The 25,910-nt window shown below is 42.0% G+C and carries 17 protein-coding genes and 1 pseudogene; 3 read left to right on the top strand and 15 right to left on the bottom strand.

Going from position 1 to position 25,910, the window contains the following annotated elements:
- Positions 1-3 precede the first annotated feature (3 nt).
- From AC075J_RS06010 to AC075J_RS05990, 5 genes and pseudogenes are all read right to left on the bottom strand, one after another.
- Complete coding sequence (locus tag AC075J_RS06010) at positions 4-1,959, bottom strand: fructose-1,6-bisphosphatase (RefSeq protein ID WP_195382600.1); 1,956 nt, start codon at positions 1,957-1,959, stop codon at positions 4-6.
- A gap of 97 nt (positions 1,960-2,056) precedes the next feature.
- Positions 2,057-6,548, bottom strand: a pseudogene (locus AC075J_RS06005) (PolC-type DNA polymerase III).
- A gap of 46 nt (positions 6,549-6,594) precedes the next feature.
- Complete coding sequence (gene ispG, locus AC075J_RS06000) at positions 6,595-7,647, bottom strand: flavodoxin-dependent (E)-4-hydroxy-3-methylbut-2-enyl-diphosphate synthase (protein ID WP_173703093.1); 1,053 nt, start codon at positions 7,645-7,647, stop codon at positions 6,595-6,597.
- Between the two features lie 51 nt (positions 7,648-7,698).
- Positions 7,699-8,838, bottom strand: a complete 1,140-nt coding sequence (locus AC075J_RS05995) for a toxic anion resistance protein (protein WP_022381167.1) — start codon at positions 8,836-8,838, stop codon at positions 7,699-7,701.
- Between the two features lie 34 nt (positions 8,839-8,872).
- Positions 8,873-10,171, bottom strand: coding sequence for a 5-bromo-4-chloroindolyl phosphate hydrolysis family protein (locus AC075J_RS05990; RefSeq protein ID WP_118330110.1), 1,299 nt, complete (start codon positions 10,169-10,171; stop codon positions 8,873-8,875).
- Positions 10,172-10,399: 228 nt separating this feature from the next.
- Here AC075J_RS05990 and AC075J_RS05985 point away from each other — a divergent pair, with 228 nt between their 5' ends.
- Positions 10,400-11,425 carry a branched-chain amino acid aminotransferase gene (locus AC075J_RS05985; protein ID WP_008705724.1) on the top strand — a complete coding sequence of 342 codons (1,026 nt, stop codon included), beginning with the start codon at positions 10,400-10,402 and terminating at the stop codon, positions 11,423-11,425.
- Between the two features lie 161 nt (positions 11,426-11,586).
- Here AC075J_RS05985 and AC075J_RS05980 read toward each other — a convergent pair whose 3' ends face one another.
- The 3 genes from AC075J_RS05980 to AC075J_RS05970 all read right to left on the bottom strand — a co-directional run bounded on the left by AC075J_RS05980 (position 11,587) and on the right by AC075J_RS05970 (position 14,048).
- Positions 11,587-12,078 carry a dihydrofolate reductase gene (locus AC075J_RS05980; RefSeq protein ID WP_008705726.1) on the bottom strand — a complete coding sequence of 164 codons (492 nt, stop codon included), beginning with the start codon at positions 12,076-12,078 and terminating at the stop codon, positions 11,587-11,589.
- A gap of 104 nt (positions 12,079-12,182) precedes the next feature.
- Positions 12,183-13,031, bottom strand: a complete 849-nt coding sequence (gene thyA / locus AC075J_RS05975; protein WP_022381165.1) for a thymidylate synthase — start codon at positions 13,029-13,031, stop codon at positions 12,183-12,185.
- A gap of 51 nt (positions 13,032-13,082) precedes the next feature.
- Positions 13,083-14,048, bottom strand: coding sequence for a diacylglycerol/lipid kinase family protein (locus AC075J_RS05970; RefSeq protein WP_022381164.1), 966 nt, complete (start codon positions 14,046-14,048; stop codon positions 13,083-13,085).
- Between the two features lie 758 nt (positions 14,049-14,806).
- Here AC075J_RS05970 and AC075J_RS05965 point away from each other — a divergent pair.
- On the top strand, positions 14,807-16,477 hold the full coding sequence (locus AC075J_RS05965) for a glycoside hydrolase family 13 protein (protein WP_118330111.1): 1,671 nt from the start codon (positions 14,807-14,809) through the stop codon (positions 16,475-16,477).
- A gap of 207 nt (positions 16,478-16,684) precedes the next feature.
- Complete coding sequence (locus AC075J_RS05960) at positions 16,685-17,740, top strand: LacI family DNA-binding transcriptional regulator (RefSeq protein WP_022381100.1); 1,056 nt, start codon at positions 16,685-16,687, stop codon at positions 17,738-17,740.
- Between the two features lie 164 nt (positions 17,741-17,904).
- Here the strand turns inward: AC075J_RS05960 and AC075J_RS05955 are convergent, their stop codons facing one another.
- From AC075J_RS05955 to AC075J_RS05925, 7 genes are all read right to left on the bottom strand, one after another.
- Positions 17,905-19,569, bottom strand: a complete 1,665-nt coding sequence (locus tag AC075J_RS05955) for an alpha-glucosidase (protein ID WP_008705741.1) — start codon at positions 19,567-19,569, stop codon at positions 17,905-17,907.
- A gap of 195 nt (positions 19,570-19,764) precedes the next feature.
- The gene (locus AC075J_RS05950; RefSeq protein ID WP_055057250.1) at positions 19,765-20,700 is read right to left on the bottom strand and encodes an AraC family transcriptional regulator; all 936 of its coding nucleotides are present in this window, start codon (positions 20,698-20,700) and stop codon (positions 19,765-19,767) included.
- Positions 20,701-20,787: 87 nt separating this feature from the next.
- Complete coding sequence (locus AC075J_RS05945; protein WP_227194681.1) at positions 20,788-21,909, bottom strand: ABC transporter substrate-binding protein; 1,122 nt, start codon at positions 21,907-21,909, stop codon at positions 20,788-20,790.
- A gap of 144 nt (positions 21,910-22,053) precedes the next feature.
- Positions 22,054-23,163 carry a glycoside hydrolase family 172 protein gene (locus AC075J_RS05940; RefSeq protein WP_008705745.1) on the bottom strand — a complete coding sequence of 370 codons (1,110 nt, stop codon included), beginning with the start codon at positions 23,161-23,163 and terminating at the stop codon, positions 22,054-22,056.
- 35 nt (positions 23,164-23,198) lie between these two features.
- A complete protein-coding gene (locus tag AC075J_RS05935; RefSeq protein ID WP_008705746.1) occupies positions 23,199-24,056 on the bottom strand; it encodes a carbohydrate ABC transporter permease in 858 nt (285 codons plus the stop codon).
- A gap of 13 nt (positions 24,057-24,069) precedes the next feature.
- A complete protein-coding gene (locus tag AC075J_RS05930; RefSeq protein ID WP_008705747.1) occupies positions 24,070-24,966 on the bottom strand; it encodes a carbohydrate ABC transporter permease in 897 nt (298 codons plus the stop codon).
- A 105-nt stretch (positions 24,967-25,071) separates the two neighbouring features.
- On the bottom strand, positions 25,072-25,910 hold an 839-nt coding region (locus AC075J_RS05925; protein ID WP_476390138.1), incomplete at its 5' end, for an extracellular solute-binding protein.

Raw genomic sequence — 25,910 nt, 5'->3', positions numbered from 1 at the left:
ATCTTATTTCTTTTCCTTGATGATACCTGTTCTGTATGCATCCAGCAGCTGGATCAATTCCTGTATTCTCTCTTTCAGCGCATGACCTGTATCTGTATCACCCACAAGCTGGCGTCTGGACATGTAGCTGACTGCCACGCGGTTCGATACAATATCAGTCTCTCTTGCCACAGCATCTGCTTTGGACGTAAACGGTTCATGAGCAGTAAGATTCAGTCCATAGGAATTATAGATCAGCGTATATCCGGCAATTCCCGTTACTTTCTGATATGGCTTGGAAAAACCACCGTCAATCACGATAACCTTTCCATCACATTTTACAGGGCTCTCTCCTTCGCTCTGATGTACCGGAACATGACCATTGATGATATGCCCCTTTTCCGGATCCAGCCCAAATTCACGAAGCATATTATCTACCACTTCTTCATTCTCCCAGAGGCGGTAATAAGCATTCTTCTTCTCTTCATGTGTAGAAGGATCCTCTATGAAATATCTTTCAAAAGTACTCATCTTGCTCTTGCCAAACAATGGTGAATTCGGAGCAGCCCAGATATACCACATAATATCTCTGCCCTTCTTCTGTTCTTCTTTTCCTACAGAATAGAATGCTCTGCGCACATAGGTTTCCAGTACATCGTACAGTTCTTTTCCCTTGTAGCTTTTTCCATAAATCTGTACTTCCCGGAATGTTCCGTCTTCATTCAGAGGAATGCTTCCATGAAACAGAAGATTTCCGTTATATACTGTATAAAGCCCGCCTTTGTCAAGTAGGAGACGGATGTGGTTTTGCAGTTTTTCACAGTTTCTGAATGCAGAGGACAGTTTGTCCATAACTTCTTTCTCTCCGGCTGTAAGTTCGTATGGATGTTTCCAGTCAATAGTCGGAAAATTATTGTCGCGAAGCGGATATTCCTTTCCGTCAGGCAGTGTGATCGTCCCTTTTTCCGGATTGATCCGATGAAAAAGTGCTCTGTCTTCCATCTGGAATTCTTTATGTCTGCGCACCAGCTTACCTTCTAATTTAAACTGAATCACAGCAATAGCCTTGTGCATTTTTTTGCCCAGTTCTTCCTCAAGAACATTATAATTGGAAGCACCTTTCATGGCAAAAATCTCGCAGGGATCATCCTTATACGCCTCCATCACAAAGGTCGCCAACGGCAGCATATTGATTCCGTATCCATCCTCAAGAATATCCAGATTTCCGTAACGGATGCTGTTTCTTACCACTGTTGCAATACAGGCTTTCTGTCCTGCTGCCGCGCCCATCCAGACAACATCATGGTTTCCCCACTGAATATCCAGGGAGTGATACTGCATCAGACGATCCATAATGAAATGCGGTGCAGGACCTCTGTCATAAATATCACCCAGAATATGTAAATGATCTACGACCAGGCGCTGGATCAGTTCTGCAAGCGCAATGATAAAATTCTCCGCACTGCCAATCTCAATGATCGTATTTACAATAGAATCATAATATGCCTCTTTATCGAGAACTTCCGCTTTCTCTGTGATCAGTTCTTCGATCACATAGGCATAATCTGCAGGAAGAGCTTTTCGTACTTTGGATCTGGTATATTTGGAGGCTGTTGTCTTACAGATTTCAATAAGACGGTAGAGAGTGATCTTATACCAGTTTTCCATATCTTCTTCCGTATCTTTGACAAGATCCATCTTCTCTTTCGGATAATAGATCAGAGTTGCCAGAGAACGCTTATCATTGTTACTTAATGTATGTCCAAACACATCATCAATCTTCTTTCTCACTGCACCGGAACCATTTCTGAGCACATGTGAAAACGCCTGATACTCCCCATGAAGGTCTGACATAAAGTGTTCCGTTCCCTTCGGCAGATTCAGGATTGACTGAAGATTGATAATCTCCGTAGATGCCTTTCCGATTGTAGGATAAATTTCTGCAAGTCTCTGTAAATATCTAAGTTCGTCTTTCTTCATATCCATCTCCTGTTATCATATATTATGATGTCAGGGCATTTTATGTTGCTGTCTGCACCATGCCCTGCAACACACTTTGCGGTCACAGAATTTATGCTCATCCTGTAAAGTCAAATAATGACATCTGGTTCGACTGCGGGATATCTCCGAATAATTTCAGATCATCCATCAGATCAATAACCGTTTTGCTGACCTTTGTTCTGTCGCGGAAGTCGTCTTTTGACAAGAATTTTCCCTGTTTTGCAGCATCAACCACTGCATCTGCCGCCTTATCTCCCAGTCCGTCAATAGTTGCAAGTGACGGCATCAGTTTCCCATCCACGATCTGAAATCTCTGTGCCTTGGCAGTATAAAGATCAATCGGTACAAATTCAAATCCACGTGCGTACATTTCCTGTACAATACGCATATCCTTCAGGGTATCCAGTTCTTTTTTAGATGCTGAATCACCTTTTTTGCGAATTTCTGCCATATAATACTCCAGGCGTTCCTTTCCCATACACATCAGCTCATAGGAGAACGCTGTGGCGCGGATACTAAAATATGCCGCATAGTATGCCAGTGGCTGAAACACCTTATACCACGCAATTCTGTATGCCATCATAACGTATGCTGCTGCGTGGGCCTTCGGGAACATATACTTGATCAGCTTACAGGACCAGATATACCAGTCCGGAACTCCATGCTCTTTCATGGTCTCGATCCACTCGTCACGAAGACCTTTTCCCTTACGGACGCTCTCCATGATCGTAAACGCAAGGCCACTTTCCACTCCTTTTCCGATAAGGTAGATCATAATATCGTCTCGGGTACAGATAGCTGTGGAAATGGTTGCCTTACCCTCCTGGATCAGCACCTGGGCATTACCCAGCCATACATCCGTACCATGAGAAAGCCCTGCAATACGGATCAGGTCAGAGAAGTATTTCGGCTTGGTGTCAATAAGCATCTGCATGGCGAAATCTGTACCAAATTCCGGGATTCCCAGACATCCGAGCTTACATCCGCCAATATCTTCCGGTTCAATTTTCAAAGCCTTTGTACTTGCAAACAATGACATGACATCCCTCTGATCCAGGGGGACATCCCTGGCACTGATTCCCGTTAAATCCTCCAGCATTCGGATCATAGTGGGATCATCGTGTCCAAGTATATCAAGCTTCAGCAGGTTTCCGTCAATAGAATGATAATCAAAATGTGTGGTGATAATGTCACTGTTCACATCATTCGCAGGGTGCTGGACAGGAGTAAATTTCTCAATCTCCTCACCTACAGGAAGTACGATAATGCCTCCCGGATGCTGTCCTGTTGTACGCCGCACGCCTGTACATCCCTGTACGATGCGGTTGATCTCACAGTAACGTTTATGCACACCACGCTCTTCAAAATAATTCTTCACATAACCAAATGCAGTTTTCTCCGCAAGCGTACCGATAGTCCCTGCCTTGAATGTCTGCCCCTTACCAAAAATAACCTCTGTATATCTGTGTGCATTAGCCTGATACTCTCCTGAAAAGTTAAGGTCAATATCCGGTTCCTTATCTCCCTTGAATCCAAGGAATGTCTCAAAAGGAATGTCAAACCCTTCTTTTTTCATCCTGGTTCCACATTTCGGACAAATCTTATCCGGCATATCACATCCCGCCATACCTGCATACTGCTTTACTTCCGGTGAATCAAAATCACTGTATTTGCAGTCCGGATTAGGACAGAGATAATGAGGCGGCAGAGGATTTACCTCTGTGATACCGGACATGGTAGCTGCCAGAGAAGATCCTACAGAACCTCGCGAACCTACCAGGTAACCATCTTCATTTGACTTCCATACAAGCTTCTGTGCAATGATATACATTACGGCATACCCATTGGAAATGATTGAATTCAGTTCCCTGTCAAGCCTGCTTTCCACAATCTCCGGCAATGGATCTCCATACATTTCATGCGCTTTTGTAAAACAGATATTCTTCAGATCCTGCGTCGGAATTCTCAATGACCGGCGGGAATTTGTCCGGATGAATAGGTGATATCTTCTCAATCATATCTGCGATCTTATTTGTATTTGTAATGACAACTTCTTCTGCTTTCTCGCTTCCCAGATAGGCAAATTCTTCCAGCATTTCCTCTGTGGTACGTAAATACAGCGGTGCCTGCTCATCTGCATCTGAGAATCCGTTTCCGGCCATAATGATTCTTCTGTAAATCTCATCCTGTGGATCCATGAAATGCACATCACAGGTTGCAACTACCGGTTTCTTAAACTGCTCTCCAAGCTTAACGATCTTCCTGTTTATCTCCTTCAGGTCTTCTTCGGAACTGATCATATCATGCTTATCATCTGCTATCATAAATCTGTTATTTCCAACAGGCTGGATCTCCAGATAATCATAGAAATTTACCAGTCTGGCTATCTCAGTATCCGGTGCATTTCTCAGAATTGCCTGATACAGTTCCCCTGCTTCACAGGCACTTCCCACCAGAAGTCCGTCTCTGTACTGCTCCAGCACACTTTTGGGAACACGTGGACGTCTGTGATAATACTTCAGGTGCGACTGACTCACTAATTTATACAGATTAATGCGCCCTGTCTCATTTCTGGCAAAAATGATCACATGGTAGGTCGGCAGTTTCCTGATAGTATTTACAGAAACAGCTCCCTGCTCATTCAGCATATCCACATCCCGGATATCACGCTCTTCCAGCATCTTTACAAACTTCACAAAAATCTCTGCAGTACATGCGGCATCATCTACTGCCCGGTGATGATTTTCCAGTGAAACCCCAATTGCTTTTGCTACCGTATCCAGCTTAAATCTGTTCAATGCAGGAAGCAGGAAACGGGCCATACCGACCGTATCTACATAAGTAAAATCATGTGCGATTCCCAGTCTGTCACAGTTTTTCATAATAAATCCCATATCAAAGTCCGCATTGTGTGCAACCATAACCGCATCCTTGCTGAATTCAAGGAATTTCGGAAGCACTTCTTCGATAGTCGGGGCATCCATGACCATACTGTCATTGATACTGGTCAGCTGTTCAATGCGAAAAGGAATCGGTACCTTTGGATTTACAAATGTGGAAAAACGGTCCGTAATCTCACCATTTTCTACCAGTACGGCGCCAATCTCTATGATCTGACAGGTCAGCGAAGAAAAACCTGTTGTCTCAATATCAAAGACCACAAATCTACCGTTCAGCTTCTGACCTTTTCCATTGGTCACCATACCTTTTAAATCATCTACCAGATAGCCTTCCATTCCATAAAGAACCTTAAAATCAGAATCCTTCGGCACACATCCGCCCCAGGCATCGAAACAGTGATTTGCCTCCGGAAACGCCTGTACAACCCCATGGTCTGTAATGGCAATGGCAGGATGTCCCCACTCATAAGCACGTTTCACCAGAGATTTGGCATCCGTAACCCCATCCATATCGCTCATCTTTGTATGACAGTGAAGCTCTACTCTTTTCTGTGGGCTGGTATCTACTCTGGCAGTTGTAAAATTGGCAATTTTCTTAATCCCGGCTATGGATGCAATAGTCAGTTCACTGTCAAAACGGTCTACTGTTGTCACACCGCGAAACTTCAGAAAAGCCCCCTTCTTTACATGTTCTGTCACTTCCGGCACCTGTTCATTGCGCAAAAACATCTTCACAACAATACTGTCCGTAAAGTCTGTGATCGGGAAGATAAGAATTGTTTTTTCATTACGGATTTCTCTGGCTTCAACCTCCATAACCTGTCCGCGGACGATCACCTCACCCATCTCACCGGTAATCGTCTCAAGTGCAACAGGCTCTCCTTCGAAATCTCTTCCATAGATAACATCCGGATTGCTGTCCCTTCTGAATCCACCCCGGAAATCTCCCTTCCTGTTGTCTTTGCGGTCTGCAAATGCAGCTTTTTTGTCCTTCTTTTCCTGCTGTCCCTTATCAGTCTTTTTCTCTGCTTTCTTCTCTGCTGTTCCTGCTTCTTCAGACTGAGCCGGCTCTTCATTCTTACTGTTTAATTTCGCATGACGGATTACATTTTCCACTTCCTGAGCGATCTGCACTGCTGCATTCTTACGGTACTTACTTTCCTGCGTCTCCCTGAACTCAAGTTCCACCTTTAAGTCCATTCCGCATCTTTCGCAGAAAACCTTCTGCAGATATTCGATCAGGATCCCGCTCTTTTCTCTGGCTATTACAGAATCAGGAAGGATCATATGAAGATCATTTTCTCCGGGAAAAGAAATCTGCGCCTGTCTGAACATATTGTATTCCAGCATATTGTAGCTGCGCAGTTCCAGTTCCATGCTGGATCTGTAAGTTTCCAGAAAGTTCTGAGGATTGTACTGACCGGAAAGGCGGAATTTCTCAATAACTGTAACTGTTACATTCAGTCCTGCAAAAATCTGTCTCTCTATCTGTTCTTCCAGTTCAAAGATATGCTTCTTATGAATCCAGCGTTCACTTTTTATATACACCCATATATGAGTTCTGGAAGGATTGCAGGACACTCTGGTCACAAAAACCATGTCCAGCAGTTCTTCCAGTTCTTTCTTCACTTTTAAGCTGGGAAATACGTCAAAAAAGTCTTTTTCCAAAATAAAATCTCCTCGTTGATCTGACAGGAAGTCTTCGTTCCAAATGTTACTTCCAGTTCAGAAGTTCTTCCCGCAACGTATCCAAAAGCTGATCTTCCGGAACTTTCTTTATGATCTCACCATGTTTGATCAGAAGTCCCACACCAACTCCGCCTGCAATTCCGATATCTGCCTCTTTTGCTTCTCCGGGTCCGTTTACCACACAGCCCATAACTGCTACTTTAATATCATGCGGGATATCCTGCACCATGGTTTCTACCTTATTTGCAAGACCGATCAGATCGATCTGTGTGCGTCCACAGGTTGGACATGACACAACCTCTATGCCACCTTTGCGAAGCCCCAGAGTTTTCAGGATACGTTTTGCGGATTTAATCTCTTCTAAAGGTGCTCCTGTAAGAGAGACACGAATGGTGTCACCGATTCCCTGATTCAGGATAATCCCCAGTCCGATAGCAGATTTAATGTTTCCGGAATAAAGAGTTCCGGCTTCTGTGATTCCTACATGAAGTGGATAATTCGTCTTCTCCGCGATCAGTTCATGAGCCTTTGCACACATAAGGACATCCGAAGATTTGATGCTGATCACCAGATTGTCATATCCCAGGTCTTCGATAATATGAACTTTATCCAACGCACTCTCCACCAGTCCCTCTGCAGTGACTCCATGATATTTCTCCACAAGTTCTTTCTCAAGAGAACCGCTGTTTACACCAACACGAATGGGTATTCCTCGCTCCTTTGCCACATCAACCACTGCTTTGATTCGCTCTGTACTGCCGATATTTCCGGGATTGATCCGGATCTTATCTGCACCGTTTTCCATGGCTGCAATAGCAAGACGATAATCAAAATGGATATCTGCCACAAGTGGTATATGAATCTGTTTTTTGATTTCCTTCAGTGCTTTTGCAGCTTCCATAGTCGGTACTGCACAACGGATAATATCACAGCCAGCCTGCTCCAGTGCCAGGATCTGAGCTACTGTCTGTTCTACATCTTCAGTTTTTGTATTTGTCATGGACTGGATTAAAATCGGGTTGCCGCCGCCAATCTTTCTGTCTCCGATCTGAATCACTTTTGTATGATCTCTGTACATAATTTTCCTCTTCTCTCATTTATAGCAATTCCATAAATTACTGCTGAACAGTTATCTGATTTCCAGAAGTTTTCTCTTCAGTTCTTCTTCCATGCGATGCATTTCCATCTCTGCTGCCTGTCTCTTCTGACGGCCTTCCATCTGGATCCGCATCACATCATCCAGAGTCTGGATCAAATCTGCATTTGTCTTCTGGAGTGTTTCAAGGTCAACTATTCCACGCTCTGATTCCTTCGCTGTCTCAACCGTTGCCATATGAAGTGTCTCTGCATTCTTTCTGAGAAGTTCATTGGTAATATCTGTTACCTGTCTCTGTGCCTGTGCCGCTTCTGCAGAGTGAGCAATTCCCAGAGCAAGCACCATCTGACTTTTCCATAATGGAATTGTGTTTACGATCGTTGTCTGTATTTTCTCAACCATTACCGTATCATTATTCTGGATCAGCCGGATCTGAGGCGCTGTCTGCATGGCAATCGTACGGGTAAGTTCCAGATCATGCAGTTTCTTTTCAAATCTGCTACATTTCTCATCCAGGTCTCTGGCTGCCTGCGCGTCTTCGGGAAGCCCGCTCAGAGCTGCCTTATTTTTCATTTCTGCAAGCTTTCCGTTTCTGGTTTCTTCCAGTTTCTTTTTTCCGGCAAGGATATACATGGTAAGTTCTTTAAAATAATTCAGGTTCTGTTCATACATCTTGTCCAGCATAGCAGAATCTTTCATAAGGCGCACCTGATGTTGCTGAAGAGAATCTGTGATCTTCTCCACATTGGCTTGTGCTTTGTCATATTTGTTTTTCAGATTTTCAATCTTAGAAGTCTGCTTTCTGAAAAATCCAAAGAATTTTCCCTCCTCCTGTACATCGAAATCTTTCAGTTCTCCCACAACATTACTGATCAGTTCTCCAATCTCACCCAGATCCTGTGTCTTTACATTCTCAAGAGCTGTATCAGAAAAGTCCGCCATTTTTTTCTGGGTTCCTGCACCATACTGAAGAATCTGATTAGTATTCTCAATATCAATCTTTGCAGCAAAATCATTTACCATTTTCTGTTCTTCCGGTGTCAGTACAGGCACTTCTTCCTTCTGTAGCTGCTTTTTGGGGAGCACTTCTTCTTTCTTTTCAAGCTCTCCAAGATCCGGCTCCAGTGTTAATGATGGTGTTTCCATTTCAAAATCTTTAAATTCATTTCCCATGTCCTCTGCCGCTCCTTTTTATCCTTTTTTATTTTCAATTCTTTTTCATTTTTGCAAAGTCATCATCTGTCAGACCTTCCTGTGCAAGCAGCGTATGAAGCACTGAAATATCACTTGAAACATCCCACGCAGTATCCTGAAAGACAGAATCCAGAAGTTTTTCAAATGCCTGATTCAGTGTATCCAGTGTATCCTCTATCTCCTTTTTGGATGCCTGGATATTCTCTCCCTGCACAGGCTGCTGATCCATTTCTTCATATGCATCCAGCAGCTTTACTGTCATGGGCAGATAATAATTCATCAGTTTCTTCAGATCCGGAATAATCTCCGGATGCTTCTGCGCCTGTTCAAAAATCTTCTCCACAATCAGTTCCATTCTGGATATTTTTGCAGAAATCTCCTCTCCAGGAATCGCATCGTTGCTCCTGTGGATCTTATCCAGAAATTCATTTCCTTTATCCAGCACCTCCTGCACTTCAGGCGGTGTGTTCTTTCTGTTTCTCTCCTGTTCAGCCTGATGTTTTTCTTCTTCCTGTTTCTTCTGCTCAAGTGCCTTCTGCGTCTGCGTATATTGCAGATAAGTCTCATTACTGGTGATCAGACAGGTTTCCTGTTCATCAATATGTCCCTGACGGAACCATCTGTCATCAATCATCTTTTTAATATCTTTTTTAACGAATTTCACCGGCTTATTTACTGCTGCTGACAATTGTTCAAAATTACAGTATGTGTGATTTCCCAGTGTGTCAATATACTTTTGAAAACGTTCCAGTTTACCCAGTTTTTTAATGCCGCCTGCGAGAAGTCCCACTCCTGTCAAAGCTCCGACTGCCATAAAACAGGTTCCACCGGTCACAAGGGAACTCATATGCCCCACCGCTCCAAAGATGCTAAGGACCAGAGTTCCCAGTCCCATTCCACTGGCAAGGATTCCACCTGAAACAGCAATCATCATACCTTTCATTCTTCCCCCGGTGTTCCTTTCATAAAGAGTCAGCATCTTCTCTTTTGCTTTCTCCTTCTCAATTCTCTGACGTTCCTGCTCCTGTTCACGTTCCCGCCTGCGCTTTTCTTCAAATTCTTTTGTTTTATTGCGGTATACCCCGGAATCACCGGACTGACTGTTTCCGGTTCCAAATACATTATTCAGACCATTTTTGATTGCCTCGCTTCCGGAATCTACAGCAGAATTTACTGCGCTGTTAACAGTCTGTCCCACCGTCTGCTTAATATCCTCGGTCATCTGGCGGTAATCTTTAGTAGAAACTGCTGTGTCTATGATCTTTTTTATTTTGTCTCCAAGTTCTCCTAATTCATCAAAATTCTCGCTCATATTTTCCTCCATTTTCTATTCCATATTATAGCGAAATCCTCTATAAAAAACAAGACTGGCGGATTTTTTGTTACTGTATGTGAACAGTAACACGATTTTTCAATTTTTCATTAAAATTGAAAATTTCCCATTGAACTTAGCAGACAAAAGTTTTACAATGGTAAAGAGATAAACAGTAATCACACTTGTAAATACTGTAAATATGTGTGAACGGAGGAAAGATTCATTATGGAAAAAAAGAATATCGACTGGAGCAGCTTAGGCTTCGGTTACGTACAGACCGATTATCGTTATGTATCTAAATTCAAAGACGGCGCATGGGATGCCGGAGAACTGACAACAGATCCTAATGTAACACTGAACGAATGTGCAGGTGTTTTCCAGTATGCGCAGACAGTTTTCGAAGGAATGAAGGCTTACACTACAGAAGACGGACATATCGTTACTTTCCGTCCTGACTTAAATGCAGAACGTATGGCAAACTCAGCAAAGAGACTTGAGATGCCTGTATTCCCGGAAGACCGTTTTGTTGATGCAATTGTTCAGACTGTAAAAGCTAACGCAGCATATGTTCCGCCATACGGTTCAGGCGCAACTTTATATGTTCGTCCATATATGATGGGTACTAACCCGGTTATCGGTGTAAAACCTGCTGATGAGTATATGTTCCGTGTATTCACTACACCTGTAGGACCATACTTCAAAGGCGGTGCTAAACCGATCACAATCCGCGTCAGTGATTTCGACCGCGCTGCACCTCATGGAACAGGCCATATCAAAGCAGGTCTTAACTATGCAATGAGCTTACATGCAATCGTAGATGCTCACAAGAACGGATTCGATGAGAACATGTATCTTGATGCAGCTACACGTACCAAGGTAGAAGAAACAGGCGGTGCTAACTTCATCTTCGTTACAAAAGACGGCAAAGTTGTCACACCGAAGTCCAACAGTATCCTTCCTTCTATCACACGTCGTTCCTTAATCTATGTTGCCAAGGAATACCTGGGATTAGAAGCTGAGGAAAGAGAAATATACTTCGATGAAGTGAAAGATTTCGCTGAATGTGGTCTCTGCGGTACTGCTGCAGTTATCTCTCCTGTCGGAAAGATTGTTGACCATGGTAAAGAAATCTGTTTCCCAAGCGGAATGGAGAAAATGGGTCCGGTTATCCAGAAACTCTATGACACATTAACAGGTATCCAGATGGGACGTATCCAGGCTCCGGAAGGATGGCTGAAAGTTATTGAATAAATAACAGCTGACTGCAGACAGTTAACGATTTTCAATATCAGAAGAATTGTTGCTGTTCATATACCACTATACAAAAATATCCCTCAGAATCAGTTTAAACACATTCTGAGGGATATTTTTTCTTTTACATCACTGATTTTTCCGGCTCTGCTTTGTTCCTTCTATTTCTTTCTCTCATACTTCACAAACTGATACTCCAGATCAAAGTATGTCTGCTCATCGCTCTCTCCCGTAATTTCCCATTCATCATCTTCGTCCAGATTTGGGAAATGGCTGTCTGCTTCATATGCAAAGTCAATCTTTGTCACATGAGCTACATCACAGTACGGAAGCATCTGCGCATAAATGCTGTCACCGCCTATGCAGTAAACATCTTCTGCCGGATATTTCTTGATTTCTTCCAGCGCTTCTTCAATGCTGTGCACTATGATCGCACCCTTTACCTCATATTCTTTATTGGATGTGATCACAATATTGATCCTGTTTTTAAGCGGAAGTCCGTTTGGAAAACTTTCCAGAGTTTTTCTTCCCATCACTACTACTTTTCCACTTGTTTCCTCACGAAACATCTTCATATCTGCCGGAATACTTACCAGAAGCTGGTTGTTCTTGCCGATTCCCCAGTTTTTATCTGCTGCTACGATAACATTCATTTGAATTTTCCTCTCTTGATTTTATATTGTCAATTTAAGTCAGGCGAATAAAATCATCCGCATTCGCTACTTGCTCATAACCAGATAATTGCTCCACAGTTTGGTTAAACGGCAATCGGAATATTCTTAATCTGCGGCCATGTCTCATAATTCTCCACGATCAGGTCATCTGTTGTAAACTGATAGAAATCCTTCACTTCCGGATTCAGTTTCACAACAGGTGCAGGATATGGTTTTCTCTGGATCAGTTCCTTTATCAGCGGAATATGACGGTCATAGATATGGCAGTCTGCCACTACATGAAGCAGTTCCCCTGCTTCCATATCACATACCTGAGCCATCATCATAAGCAGAAGTGCATACTGACATACATTCCAGTTATTCGCTGCAAGGATATCCTGTGAACGCTGATTGAGGATTGCATTCAGAGTCAGCTTATCGTTCCCCGGTGTCTGTGTCACATTAAATGTCATGGAATATGCACAGGGATACAGATTCATCTCATGGAGATCCTGATGCACATAAATATTGGTCATAATTCTTCGGCTGAACGGATTATTTTTCAGATCATAGATCACTCTGTCTACCTGATCCATCATTCCTTCTTTGTACTGATGTTTCACACCAAGCTGATACCCATATGCCTTACCGATAGAACCACTCTCATCTGCCCAGCTGTCCCAGATATGGCTGTGAAGATCATGGATATTGTTGGATTTCTTCTGCCAGATCCAGAGGATCTCATCCATGGCACTCTTTAACGCTGTACGTCTGAGTGTCATAGCCGGAAATTCCTTTCTCAGATCATATCTGTTTACCACTCCGAATTTCTTGATCGTATATGCCGGAGTTCCATCCTCCCACACAGGGCGGACTTTTTCTCCTTCCGTACTTGTCCCGTTTTCCAGGATATCCTGACACATTTTTATAAATACATCATCTGCGTAACTCATTTTTCTTTACACTCCTGTTTTTCTGTTTTTTATATTGTTTCAGGTCTTACTTTAATCCCCTTTCTGCTCATGCAGCAGCCACAGTTTCTTCTCCAGACACCGAAATTCCACTCTCGTCACATCTGCACAGTACTCTCCGTCTGCATGGAGCACCATTGGCTTATCCAGAATCAGGCGAAATCCTTTTTCATTTCTGATAGTAAAACCATTAATATGCTCCTGCTTTGCAGCAACCAGAAACGGAAGCAGGAAAAAAGTCTGCCATTTGGCGATTCCGGATGCACTGCCAAGCGAGAGCAGACCGTCCTGCACCGATGCATGAGGTGCCATAGGAACCCCTCCGCCTTCTGCCGGCAGATTCATAGCTGCCGCAAAGATCATCTTCGGAAGAATATAGCCTCCATGTTCTGTCACCACCTTTGCATTGGCTGTCTCCATGGTAAAAAGAGACTGCACCGTCAATGCAAGATATGTAAGCTTACCCAGATGGAAACGGTTTAAAACCTGTTTCAGTCTGGAATGAAGTGCTTTTTTACACACAAGTGCATCCAGTCCCAGGCCGGAACTGATTCCAAAAATCCGCGGCTTCTCACAGCCTTCCCAGCTTACCTGCCCCAGATCTATCCTGTAAAGTGCTTCACCTCTCTGATCCTTTCTGATACAGGCACAGATTTCCCTCAGGCTCTCCTTCGGTGTTTTCGGCAGTTTCAGATTTCTGCCAAAATCATTCCCTGAACCAGTGGGTATCACGCCAAAACGTACCTTATCAAAGTCAGTAATACCATTCAGGACTTCATTGATCGTACCGTCTCCCCCAACCACCAGCAGATAGACAGGCTCTTCACCCTTCACCCGGGAAATCTGCTCAGCCAGTTTCGCGGCATGCCCTTCATATCTGGTCATATGGGCTTCATATTTTATTTTGTATCCCCGAAGCAGACACTGTGTCTCATTCCATACCCTGTGCGCCCGCCCTGTACCCGCTCCATTATTTACAATAATCTGTATCCTTCTCATTCTTCCTCACTTATACATTATATTTATTTTCTGCCGTTTCTTCTATCTCATTATAAATGCCAATACCTATACTATACAATATTTACCCATCACATACAAGACTTCGAAACTGCGAAATCGTTACTGTTCACTCCATTCACAGTAACGTAGCCAAAATTCATTCCAGATTGCCTGCGGCAATGGAATTTGGGCTTGTATGTCTCGGGATTTTGGCATATTCATGCCAAAACACCTCGCGGGACAGTGGTGTGTGAACAGTAACCTCCGTTCTCAGCAATACGCTTCACGATATGTCTTACAGGATTGGCAATCGGATATTCGCAATTGAAGCATGGGATTTACTTACATCAATTCTATATTTTGTCAAAAAGTCAAAATAATACATAAATCCGTCAAAATATCGAAAGCATTTTTTCCATAAAGTATTTATTATATATTTATACAATACAACTATACACAAATTCTAAAGTAATTCCATAAAATAATGCAATCAAGACAGTTCAGCAGAGTGTGAAGGACAAGGAAGATACCTGCAGGCGTGCTGATGCACGGCAAAGATATCTGACGCAGGACTTCACACTATGATGGGCTGGATTGTTTGCAGTAATTTATGAAATTGCTATAAATTATCAGGGGCAAAAGATATTTACAGCAATCCTCGTAAATAATGCGTATTGAGAGGATTGTTATAGTCAGCTCACATAATTCTCACTCAAATCAAACGTACTAAAATATAATATTATCAGGAGGTCTTTACAATGGAAAAAAGATGGTGGAAAGAAAGCGTCGTATATCAGATCTATCCTCGCAGCTTCTGCGACAGCAACGGAGACGGAATCGGTGATCTTAACGGTATCACCGGCAAACTTGACTATTTAAAAGAGCTTGGAATTGACGTAATCTGGCTCTCTCCGGTTTACAAATCACCAAATGATGACAACGGATATGATATCAGTGATTATCAGGCGATCATGGACGAATTCGGAACCATGGAAGACTTCGACCGTATGCTTGCCACAGCTCACGAAAAAGGCATCAAAATCATGATGGACCTGGTTGTAAACCATACCTCTGATGAACACAAATGGTTCATCGAGAGCCGCAAATCCACAGACAATCCTTACAGAGATTACTACATCTGGCGTCCTGCAAAAGAAGACGGAAGCCTTCCGAACAACTGGGGTTCCTGCTTCTCCGGTCCTGCATGGGAATACGACAAGACAACAGATATGTATTTCCTGCACCTGTTCTCCAAAAAACAGCCTGATCTGAACTGGGACAATCCTGCTGTACGTCAGGATGTTTTCGATATGATGAACTGGTGGCTGAAAAAGGGCGTTGACGGATTCCGTATGGATGTTATCAGCCTTATCTCCAAAGAGCCGGGGCTTCCTGACAAAGAACCTGGAATTAACGGCTATGCAACCTTCAATGTATCCGCAAACGGTCCTCATGTACATGAATACCTTCAGGAAATGCGTCAGAAAGCACTGAATAATGCTGACACGATCACTGTAGGCGAATGCTCAGGTGTTACTCTGGAAGAGGCAAAGAAATATGCAAGAAGCGATGAAAAAGAGCTGAACATGGTATTCCAGTTTGAGCATATGGATGTTGACAGTGATGAAAAAGCCGGCAAATGGACAACCAGAAAGATGGATCTGCGCAACCTGAAAAAAATCCTTACACGCTGGCAGAAAGGTCTTCAGGATATTGCATGGAACAGTCTCTACTGGGAAAATCATGACCAGCCAAGAAGCGTTTCCCGTTTCGGCAATGACAGTGACGAATACAGAGAAATCTCTGCAAAAATGCTTGCAACATGTATCCATATGATGCAGGGTACACCTTATGTATATCAGGGTGAGGAACTGGGTATGACAAACTGCCCGTTTAACACTCTTGACAACTTCCGCGACCTTGAAAGTATCAATGCTTTCCACGAATTAACCGAACAGGGTAAGATGACCGAAGAGGACATGATGGCAGCAATCGGTTATAAGGGACGTGACAATGCAAGAACCCCTATGCAGTGGGACGACAGTGCTTACGCAGGTTTCTCCACAGCTAACCCCTGGATTATGGTAAACCCGAACTACACTAAGATCAATGCCAAAGATCAGATTAACCGCGAAGATTCCGTATTCAAATATTATCAGAAACTGATCAAGCTCCGCCATGAAAGTGAACTGATCGTATACGGTACCTATGATCTGATCCTTGATGATGACAAGGATATCTACGCTTATATCCGTACACTTGGCGATAAAAAACTGATCGTATACTGCAATTTCAGCGAGAATACACGTGAAGTAGAGCTTCCTGAAGAATTTACAAACGGAAAAGTTCTTATCTCCAATTACATTGATGCAAAAGTAAACCATAAAATCACTCTCAGACCTTACGAAGCAATCGTAATCCAGAAATAATATTCCGTGTAGGGCTGTTGTCAGATATTTTTTGACGGCAGCCTTATATTTTGCATTTTTTAATTATTATCGCTCTCTCCCAAATGACTTATGAGCAACAGTTACAATTTTCTTTTATTTTATTCAAACTTTTTTGTGCAACACTTGCATTTTCATGTCCCAATGTGATAATATATTTATATATTTTTGTATTGAGGTGAATCTCACATGATAACAATTAAAGAAATGGCAGAGATGCTTGGAATCAGTACCACCACAGTATCAAATGTCATTAATGGAAAAACCAGCGAAGTTTCTCAGAAAACTGCTGAGAAAGTTCAGAAACTTCTGGACGAATATGATTACGTCCCAAATATGAATGCAAAAAATCTCGCACAGAACCATTCCAGACTCATCGGAATTGTATTAAAAAGGCGAAAGGATAAATACGAGAATATCTTCACAGATCCATTTCACGGCGAACTGCTGGGAGCTCTGGAATCTGCTATTCGTGAGCAGGGGTATTATATGATGATTTATATTTCTGAAGATATTGAAGAAATTGTGCGCAATATAGTAGGCTGGAACACTGAAGGACTGATTCTCATCGGTATGCTCCACGACGATTATCTCAAAATCAGAAGTAAGTACAAAAAACCTGCTGTCCTTATCGACAGTTACACTCCAAAGAATATTGCCAGATACGTTAATATCGGTCTTGACGATGAAGAGGGCGGATACCTGATGACAAAGTATCTTCTTGACTGCGGTCACAGAAAAATCGCATTTCTTGCCGACAATATGGAAGGTGTAGACTATATCCGATACACCGGGCATCAGCGGGCACTTCAGGAATACGGACTGGATATTGATCTGGATAATCTGATTGTGATCCGCCCTTCCAAATATGAACGCCAGGGAAGTATGGAGGAGATTTATGCAGTCGCACACAAGTTCACTGCCTTTATGTGTTGTTCCGATTATTACGCAGTTACCCTGATGAAATATCTCAAAGCCAAAGGGATCCGCTTTCCGGAAGATCTCTCCATCACCGGATTTGACGACAATCTGTATGCGCAGCTTGCTTGTCCTTCACTTACCACTATTCACCAGGATATCTTTACGCGCGGAACCATTGCCGCAGAATATCTGTTCAAAATGATCGATGGCTGGAATCCAAAAACAACGAACCTTTCTCTTCCGGTCAGACTTGTAGTACGTGACAGCGTAAAGCTTCTGAATCCCCCTGAAGATGATTCCTCCGATGACGGTTCAGCTTTATAAGGCACTCAGGGATATCTGTCGCGGGATTTCACGCTCCGATGAGCCGGGAGCAATATGCATTATTTACGAGGATTGCTATGAGAAGATTGCTATAATTCATAGATACAAAAAGAACGAAAATCCAGGTACATATCATACCTGGATTTCCGTTCTTTTTTCTTCTGCTACATCTCAATAACAAGGAACTGATAACCCTGCAGTTCAATCTTATTTCCATCCATAGCTACATTGTCATAGTTATTGATCAGAACCTTCCTGCACTCTCCTGCAAGTTCAATGGTCTGTGGCTCTTTCTGGTAATTACCAACTACAAGAAGAGTCTTATCCCCTTTACGATAGTATGCCATCAGATTATGTACATCTTCCCATACAGGTTCCAGTTCTCCGTAAACAACAGTCTCTTTGTATTCCGGATTCTTACGCAGTGCGATAAGTTTCTTATAGAAACTTCTCACAGATTCCGGATCATTCATCTGGCTCTCTGCATTGATCTTTGTATAATTCGCATTGACCTTCAGCCATGGTTTACCTGTCGTAAATCCTGCATTCTCACCATCTGTCCACTGCATCGGTGTTCTGGCATTATCGCGGCTGAATCTGGAAACAGCTTTCAGTGCTTCCTCAGGTGTACATCCTGCTTCCAAAGCTACCTTATACTCATCCAGACTGGAAATATCATCTACCTGATCAATAGATTCAAACTTCACATTCTCCATACCAAGTTCCTGTCCCTGATAGATAAAAGGAAGTCCGCGAAGCATAAAGTTCAGACCGCCAAGCATCTTCTTACTTGCGTCACAGCAGTCACCTTCCGGGATATATCTGCTGACACCACGAGGCTCATCATGATTTTCAATAATATTGGAAACAAATCCGATATCACCAATTTTTCTCTGTGTTGTAAAGCAACATTTCTTGTAGGCATCCGGAGTAATCTGTTTGCAGTCATACCATCCCTTGTCAGATGCCCCCCAGATAGTCTCTTCGAAGTCAAACATACTGGAGAAATATCCATTATCGCCGATGAAATCCGGAATCTCTTCATCCTTCTCATCGAAAACTTCACCGACAGAGAATGCATCGTATTTCTTAAATGTACGGTCTCTCATCTCGCCAAGGAAGTCGCCGATTCCCTTCGCTTCTTTCAGCATCTTCCTGATACTGCAAAGACCGTCTTCACGATCCGGCTCATAGTCATGCATCGGAAGTGCTTTCTTGATATTGATAATCGCATCAATACGGAATCCACCAAGACCTTTATCCAGCCACCAGTTGATATTCTTATAAACTTCTTCCCTTACTTCCGGGTTCTCCCAGTTCAGATCGGGCTGTTTCTTATGGAAAACATGCAGATACTGTTTATTTGTTCCTGGAAGATCTTCCCATACAGGTCCGCCGAAATAAGAACGCCAGTTAGTTGGAAGTTCTCCTTCTTTCTTGTCACGCAGATAGAAGAAATTACCATATTTACCATCCGGATCCTCACATGCTTTTTTAAACCATTCATGTTCATCAGAACAATGGTTTACAACAAGATCCATCAGAATGTACATATCTCTCTTCTTAGCCTCAGCAATCAGTTCATCCATATCTGCCATGGTTCCGAAGCGAGGATCAATATCATAATAATCTGAAATATCATATCCCTGATCAGCTAACGGAGAGCGGTAGCAGGGGGAAAGCCAGATAATATCAACTCCCAGATCTTTCAGATAGTCAAGCTTCTCAATAACACCTCTCAGATCTCCAATTCCATCTCCATTGGTATCATAAAAACTCTTCGGGTAAATCTGATAAGCAACCTTTTCATTCCACCATTTCTTTACCATTGTAAAAATCCTCCTGTGTTTTTTATTAACCGGCGCTATTGTCTGCTTTGTCCCCGGTATTATACCTCTTACCTTTAGCGCCTAAGGTCTCTTTTTCATTTACGGCAATTATATCAGAATCCAAGGCTTCTGTCTTATCTTTTTTTGATAAAAAAATACAAAATTTTGACTTTTTTATATTACCGATATTCTTATTTACTGTGTTTCTTTTAATGAATGTCTGCGGTACTGCAACGGCGTTGTTGACGTATATTTTCTGAACTCTCTCAGAAAATTTCCCAGATTATTATATCCACATTCCAGACAGATTTCCGTAACTGTAAGATCAGACTCCTTCAGATAATGAATGGCCCTTTTTATCCTGTACTCATTCACATATTCCATAGGCGAACGCCCGATCACCTTCTTGAAAAATCTGCAGAAATACTGCTCATTCATCCCGATCAGTCCTGCAAGGTCACGTATATAGATTTTCTCTTTGTAATTCTCCTGTATGTAAGTCAGTGTTGTCTTGATCGTCTCAATTCTGTGGTCATGATTCTTCTCCGTTACCTCAAACAGATTATTCGCAGACAGAACTGCCAGAATCCGAAGCAGCGCTGATTTGATAAACAACTGTCGGGTGATATCATCCGTAACCGCCTCGCCGTCATAATAATTCTCCCGAAAAGAATCTCCTCCAAATACATTACGGATTTCTTCATAAGATTTTCTTACCGGTTCAAATGCCGGTTCATTCTTTCGCAGACATCTCGGAAACTGGATACTGCCATTTTGTACCGGCTGGATCAGATTCGTCTGAATCTGATCCAAAGCATATGCAGAGCTTAGCATATCCATATGAAAAACCACCGCATTTTCCACACAGCCGCCGTTTTTTTCAACAGAAATACTGTGAAGTTCCCCGGGATTAATAAAATAAAAACATTCCTCTGAAATGTTGAAACGTTCCATATTTACTTCCAGACAGAACTCTCCACCCGAAAAATAAAGCAGTTCTACTTCTTCATGCCAGTGGTGTTTCACCATATTCCCTTTTATCCTTGTTCCTGTCTGGTAAAATGCACAGGGAAAGTCCTGCGTACCATGGACACGTATTTCCTTTAAAGTTGATGGTTGTTGATTCTGCATGAAGCTGCCTCCTGTTGTCATTGTTATTGTTATTATAAATCCGGCATCAAAAATCCGCAACTAAAAAGGACATCCGAAGATGCCTTTTTAATAGTAAGTATTTATACAATTTTGTGCCTGCTCAAAGAAACTGTCCTCTTCACATTGCCCAAGAACATATCCCTGAAACAGTTTTCCCATATCTGAGACAGCACCCATGGAATTTTCACATAACGGACGTGCATTCAATGTATATTCCCGGAGATATTTCCGTATCATATCTATTCCTTCCAGATCAATATCCTCATTTTCGATCACATCCACTCTGGCAGGATAACTTTTCATTATTTTTGCATATTCAGTACTGCCTTCATAACCGGCTGCATACTGAAGAAATCTGACAGCTGCATCTTTATTTTCTGAAGCATTGTTCAAAACATACTGCCAGGTTGCAATATTAGTGGCTTTTTTCTTATGAAGCACGGGAAGCGGTGCCATATGTATTTTATTTTTCCCATATACATCAGCATCAAGAAATGTACCCAGAGCACTCGTATACATAAAAACACATCCATATTTTCCCCTGATAAATTTCTCTTCCATCTGCTCATACTGATCTACAAACTGTGCAGGCGATGTATTTTTCTCATCCAGCATACTTTTCATATATCTGGCTGCATCTTTGGTTTTCGGATCAGTCCAGTCGAAATAATCGCCACCCCAGAAATTCACAAATTGCGAAAGACTGTTATAAACATGTGTATTTTCCCATGCATCTCCATAAGCGTACTGATCCGGATTTTTCAAACTCTTCTGCAGAATATCAAAATCACCGGTATTCTTTATCTCATCGAGTCCTGCCTGTTTCAGCAACTCCTGATTTACCCAGAACATCATAATATCCATCTGAAAAGGGACAGAATATATATGTCCATTCTCTTCACAAATGCTTTCCAGATACTTCTGCGGAAAGCTGTCTCTTACTTCTTCTGTCATAACGTTTTTTTCCAGTGGTTCCAGATATCCCTTATGCTTAAACTCAGAAATCATCTCATCATTCACGGAAATCAAATCAATATTTTTGTCCCCCGAAGCCAGGATCGTGGATATTTTTGCCTGCCGATTATCCGCATTGGACGGACATTTTTCCACAGTGATTTCCATATCAAGTTTTTTTTCTGTTTCCTCGATAAAATCCTGAAATCTTTTATTATCTGCATCAATATGCATGATTGTCAGCTTTTGTTTGTCTTCGTGAAACGACGATGAGGGGAGCTTAGATAAGCTCCCCGTATCTCCACATCCTGTAATAAGCAAACATACTGCAGTTATGAAAATTACAACACTTTTTTTCAAGCATTTCACCTCTGTTTTTTATCTTGGCCATCTGTCCTCTTTTGACATCAATGGTGCAAACGGTGCATGTGGGTGTGTCTGATACCAGTAAGCCACGCTTGCCACATCATCCTGACGTTCAAATAATCCTCTGTAACCTACTCCAATCTGCTGAATGGTCACACGCAGATCCTCATCAAAACAAATCGGATCCTGAATATGCCAGCGATAGAAACCTCTCATCGGCGGACAGTCATCATTATGATAGAAATTATGGATCAGCTCATCATGAGCAGAATAGTATGGGTAGCCCAGATATGGTGTATTATAATTTTGTTCCACAGTCTTTCCGTCCACCTGCTTTGCAAAACTCCAGGAGCCTCCAAAATAATCTTCTGTTCCGGTTCCGCAGATTGTGGGATATTCATCATCACCGTCAATATAGAATTTCATTTCACCTTCGCCCCACCAGTAACGTTCCAGTGTGGTAAGTGCAATATAAGTTCCTACATAATGACCTTTTCCTTTTACTCCGTCAAGGATTGTATAATCTTTCTGCTTCTCTGTCAGTCGCTCTCGCCTCCACTGTGCATGGAAATAAGTAATATCATCCGGAAGCTCATCATACAGACAGTAATCTACCTGATAGAAAAATGCCGGAATTTTATTTGCATGCTGATTTTCCAGAGTAATTTTTGCTTTTTTCTTAAACGGCATCGGGAAGTAACAGTTAAATCCTCTGCTTGGCACCACTGCCATTGGGACAGAATTTACAATACACTCTCTTCCAAAACCACAGCAAAAGAAATCTCCGAGAGGACTTTCCACAGATGGTGTTTCCTCATCATCCCAGTACATACGGATGACCAGATCTCTCAATACAAAACAATCTGCATCGGTTGTCTTATTATCCACTGTGATCCAGATATGATTGATCTCACCAGGACCTTCCATCTCTGCAAGAGTTACAGTTGCACCTGGCTCAATATCATTCAGGCAGGGACTTCCTTTTCTGGACGGTCCCAGATGGCTCGCTGCCATTCCACCTTTACCTTTTTCTCCATGTGGATTCTCTGCATTGATTGCACGGCTTCTTCCATGTTTTGCCAGAGCAATTCCACCAAGTCCACCTTTAAATGACTGATACATAATGTTTTCCTCCAATATTCTTAGCATTCAGATAATCAGGCTTTTACTCCTCCTGCCATTATACCATCCATGATCTGTTTTTCAAAGACTGCAACAAAAATAATAATCGGTAAAAGAATAATCCATCCCATTGCACTTACCAGATCCCACGGAACTCCATACATGTTGTCACGCAGTGGAAGCTGTACAATGGAAACGGAAAGAACCTGAATACCATTTGAATAAAACAACGGTGTGAAGAAGTTATTCAGGCAGGTAATAAAGTTGATAATACATACAGTTGCGATTGCAGGTTTCATAAGAGGCAATACGATTGTAAAAAGTCTCTGTGAAAAAGTTGCACCGTCAATCGCTGCTGCCTCTTCCAGTGAAATAGGGATTTCCCCCACAAAGTTTCTCAGAATCAGAACCGTAAATGGGATAACAGTACTGATATAAAGCAAAATCAGTCCGGGATATGTATCATATAATTTTACTTTCTGCATGAACTCATATAATGGTCTTGCTGTAACAACTTCAGGAATTAACATAGTTGCAATAATAAATGCAAAAGCAATATTGATTCCTTTTGTAGTGAAACGTGAGAATCCGTATGCAGCCATTGCACAGAGTACAGTACTGATAACCAGTGTAAGACCTACGATCAATACTGTATTTCCCACTTTTGATAAAAGTCCTACGTTCTCGATCAGAAACTTATAGCTTTCCAGTGTCGGATGATCCGGCAGATAATCAATCGGTGTTTTGAATAATTCTCCGGAAGGTGTAATAGAGGAAATAAAAATCCAGTATACCGGAAACAGGATAATAAATGAGACAATTGCAAACAGTACCCATCTTCCACCTGCCATTACACCATGATATATGTTATATTTTCTTGAATCTTTTTTCATGGTATTTCCTCCTTTAGTTATCAATCTTGTTCATAACACGTATATTCAGCCAGCTGAATACTGCCATTACAACAAACAGTAACATTGCCAGTGCAGATGCATAACCGACATTCAGATTTGTAAACGCCTCTGTCGTGATTCTGTATGCGATCAGTGCCGTATCTTCTCCAGGACCACCTGAAGTCATAGAATATACAATATCAAAGGTTGTCAGTCTCCATAAAGTAAATGGAATAGATAAAGTCAGTACATTTTTCAGTATCAACGGTAATGTAATTCTGAAGAAACACTGGATTCCATTTGCACCGTCTACTTTTGCGGCTTCATAGATATCACCCGAAATAAACTGCAGACCGGATAATACAAGAATCGCAAAGAACGGAAGATCTTTCCACAGATCCACGGCAATTACAGCAGCTCTTGCAGATCCTGTATTGATCAGCCAGCTATTCTGGTATCCATGGACAAACAATCTGATAAAGTCATTGATCAGACCATAATCATTATTAAATGCCCATTTTGCAGCCATACCTACAACAACTGCCGGCATTGCCCAGGGAATCAGTACAATCGTACGAAGAAAACGACGTCCCTTAAATTTCATATTTAATATCAGAGCAAGACCTACGCCTAATATTACATGGAATATCATTGATACTACTACAAAAATCACTGTAAAACGTATAGATGTAAGCACTTTGGGATCTGAAAAAATTTTCAGGTAATTCTGAATTCCACAGAATTCATTAATTCCGGACAGAATTTTAATATCAAAAAAACTATTTCTAACTGTCATTAAAATCGGATACAAAGTCGTAAATCCACGAATAATAACCACAGGTAACACCAACAGCCACGGAATCCATTTCATTGATTTTTTACTGATTGTCACAGGTACTCCCTCCTTCATATCTTTAAGCACAGGTATAAAGCAGATTTTTCTGCTTTATACCTTCATTTATTATGTCAGTTTTTATGTGTCAGTATTTCAAAAGACTTTAAACGAATACCGTTTTTACTGATATGTATCAACGACTTCCTGTGCTTTTTTACAGAACTCATCTACTGTGATCTCATCTTTCATGCAGGACTGGAAGATAGTTCCCATATCACTGATGAACTCCATTGTCTGTGCTACCAGCGGACGTCCCTGTACGTTGCACTCTTCTGCATACTGGCTGTACATTTCTTTTGCAGGATCAGTATCCGGAACAACTTTTTCTGCAACATCCTTTCTTGCAGGATATCTGTCAAATGCTTTATAGGATGCTTCCATTCCACCTTCATCTGCCATATACTGCAGGAATTTAATGGCTGCATCTTTGTTTTTGGATGCACTGTTCAGCACATAGTTCCAGGAATCTGTAAAGATTGCTCGCTCTCCATTGCCGCTGAAATCAGGTACCATTGCCATGTGGATCTTGTCAGCTCCCAGCATATCTGCCTTTGCATAATCCGTACCTAAGCCCCACATAAACCAGCATCCGTATTTGCCATCATTGATTTTTGGATTCATCTGATCATATTTATCTGCGATCTGATCAACAGGTGTTTCTTTGTTGGCAACCAGATCATGAAGGAACTGAATTGCTTCTTTATTTTCTTCTTTTGTCCAGTCGAAGTAGTCACCGCCAAACATATTTACAAACTGTGCAATTTCATTAGATGCATATGTCTTTTCCCAGGAACCGCCGTATCCGAAACGTCCATCTTTTGAAACTGCTTCCATGTATTTCATGAAATCTTCTTTTGTATCAATGGATTCGATTCCCACCTCATCCATAATTTCCTGATTTACCCAAAATGCAAGATATCCTGTATATCCCGGAACTCCTACAATATTTCCATCCTTAT

The organism is Blautia sp. ZXY-1-C6 (assembly GCF_056339875.1).
The sequence above is the reverse complement of the archived record's forward strand: the minus strand, read 5'-3'. Positions and strand labels throughout refer to the sequence as shown.

Bases quoted from the DNA above. Each gene is read 5' to 3' on its own strand.
- AC075J_RS06010 (WP_195382600.1), bottom strand. From the start codon at position 1,959: ATGAAGAAAGACGAACTTAGATATTTACAGAGACTTGCAGAAATTTAT.
- ispG (WP_173703093.1), bottom strand. From the start codon at position 7,647: ATGTACAGAGATCATACAAAAGTGATTCAGATCGGAGACAGAAAGATT.
- AC075J_RS05995 (WP_022381167.1), bottom strand. From the start codon at position 8,838: ATGGGAAATGAATTTAAAGATTTTGAAATGGAAACACCATCATTAACA.
- AC075J_RS05990 (WP_118330110.1), bottom strand. From the start codon at position 10,171: ATGAGCGAGAATTTTGATGAATTAGGAGAACTTGGAGACAAAATAAAA.
- AC075J_RS05985 (WP_008705724.1), top strand. From the start codon at position 10,400: ATGGAAAAAAAGAATATCGACTGGAGCAGCTTAGGCTTCGGTTACGTA.
- AC075J_RS05980 (WP_008705726.1), bottom strand. From the start codon at position 12,078: ATGAATGTTATCGTAGCAGCAGATAAAAACTGGGGAATCGGCAAGAAC.
- thyA (WP_022381165.1), bottom strand. From the start codon at position 13,031: ATGAGTTACGCAGATGATGTATTTATAAAAATGTGTCAGGATATCCTG.
- AC075J_RS05970 (WP_022381164.1), bottom strand. From the start codon at position 14,048: ATGAGAAGGATACAGATTATTGTAAATAATGGAGCGGGTACAGGGCGG.
- AC075J_RS05965 (WP_118330111.1), top strand. From the start codon at position 14,807: ATGGAAAAAAGATGGTGGAAAGAAAGCGTCGTATATCAGATCTATCCT.
- AC075J_RS05960 (WP_022381100.1), top strand. From the start codon at position 16,685: ATGATAACAATTAAAGAAATGGCAGAGATGCTTGGAATCAGTACCACC.
- AC075J_RS05955 (WP_008705741.1), bottom strand. From the start codon at position 19,569: ATGGTAAAGAAATGGTGGAATGAAAAGGTTGCTTATCAGATTTACCCG.
- AC075J_RS05950 (WP_055057250.1), bottom strand. From the start codon at position 20,700: ATGCAGAATCAACAACCATCAACTTTAAAGGAAATACGTGTCCATGGT.
- AC075J_RS05945 (WP_227194681.1), bottom strand. From the start codon at position 21,909: ATGCATATTGATGCAGATAATAAAAGATTTCAGGATTTTATCGAGGAA.
- AC075J_RS05940 (WP_008705745.1), bottom strand. From the start codon at position 23,163: ATGTATCAGTCATTTAAAGGTGGACTTGGTGGAATTGCTCTGGCAAAA.
- AC075J_RS05935 (WP_008705746.1), bottom strand. From the start codon at position 24,056: ATGAAAAAAGATTCAAGAAAATATAACATATATCATGGTGTAATGGCA.
- AC075J_RS05930 (WP_008705747.1), bottom strand. From the start codon at position 24,966: ATGAAGGAGGGAGTACCTGTGACAATCAGTAAAAAATCAATGAAATGG.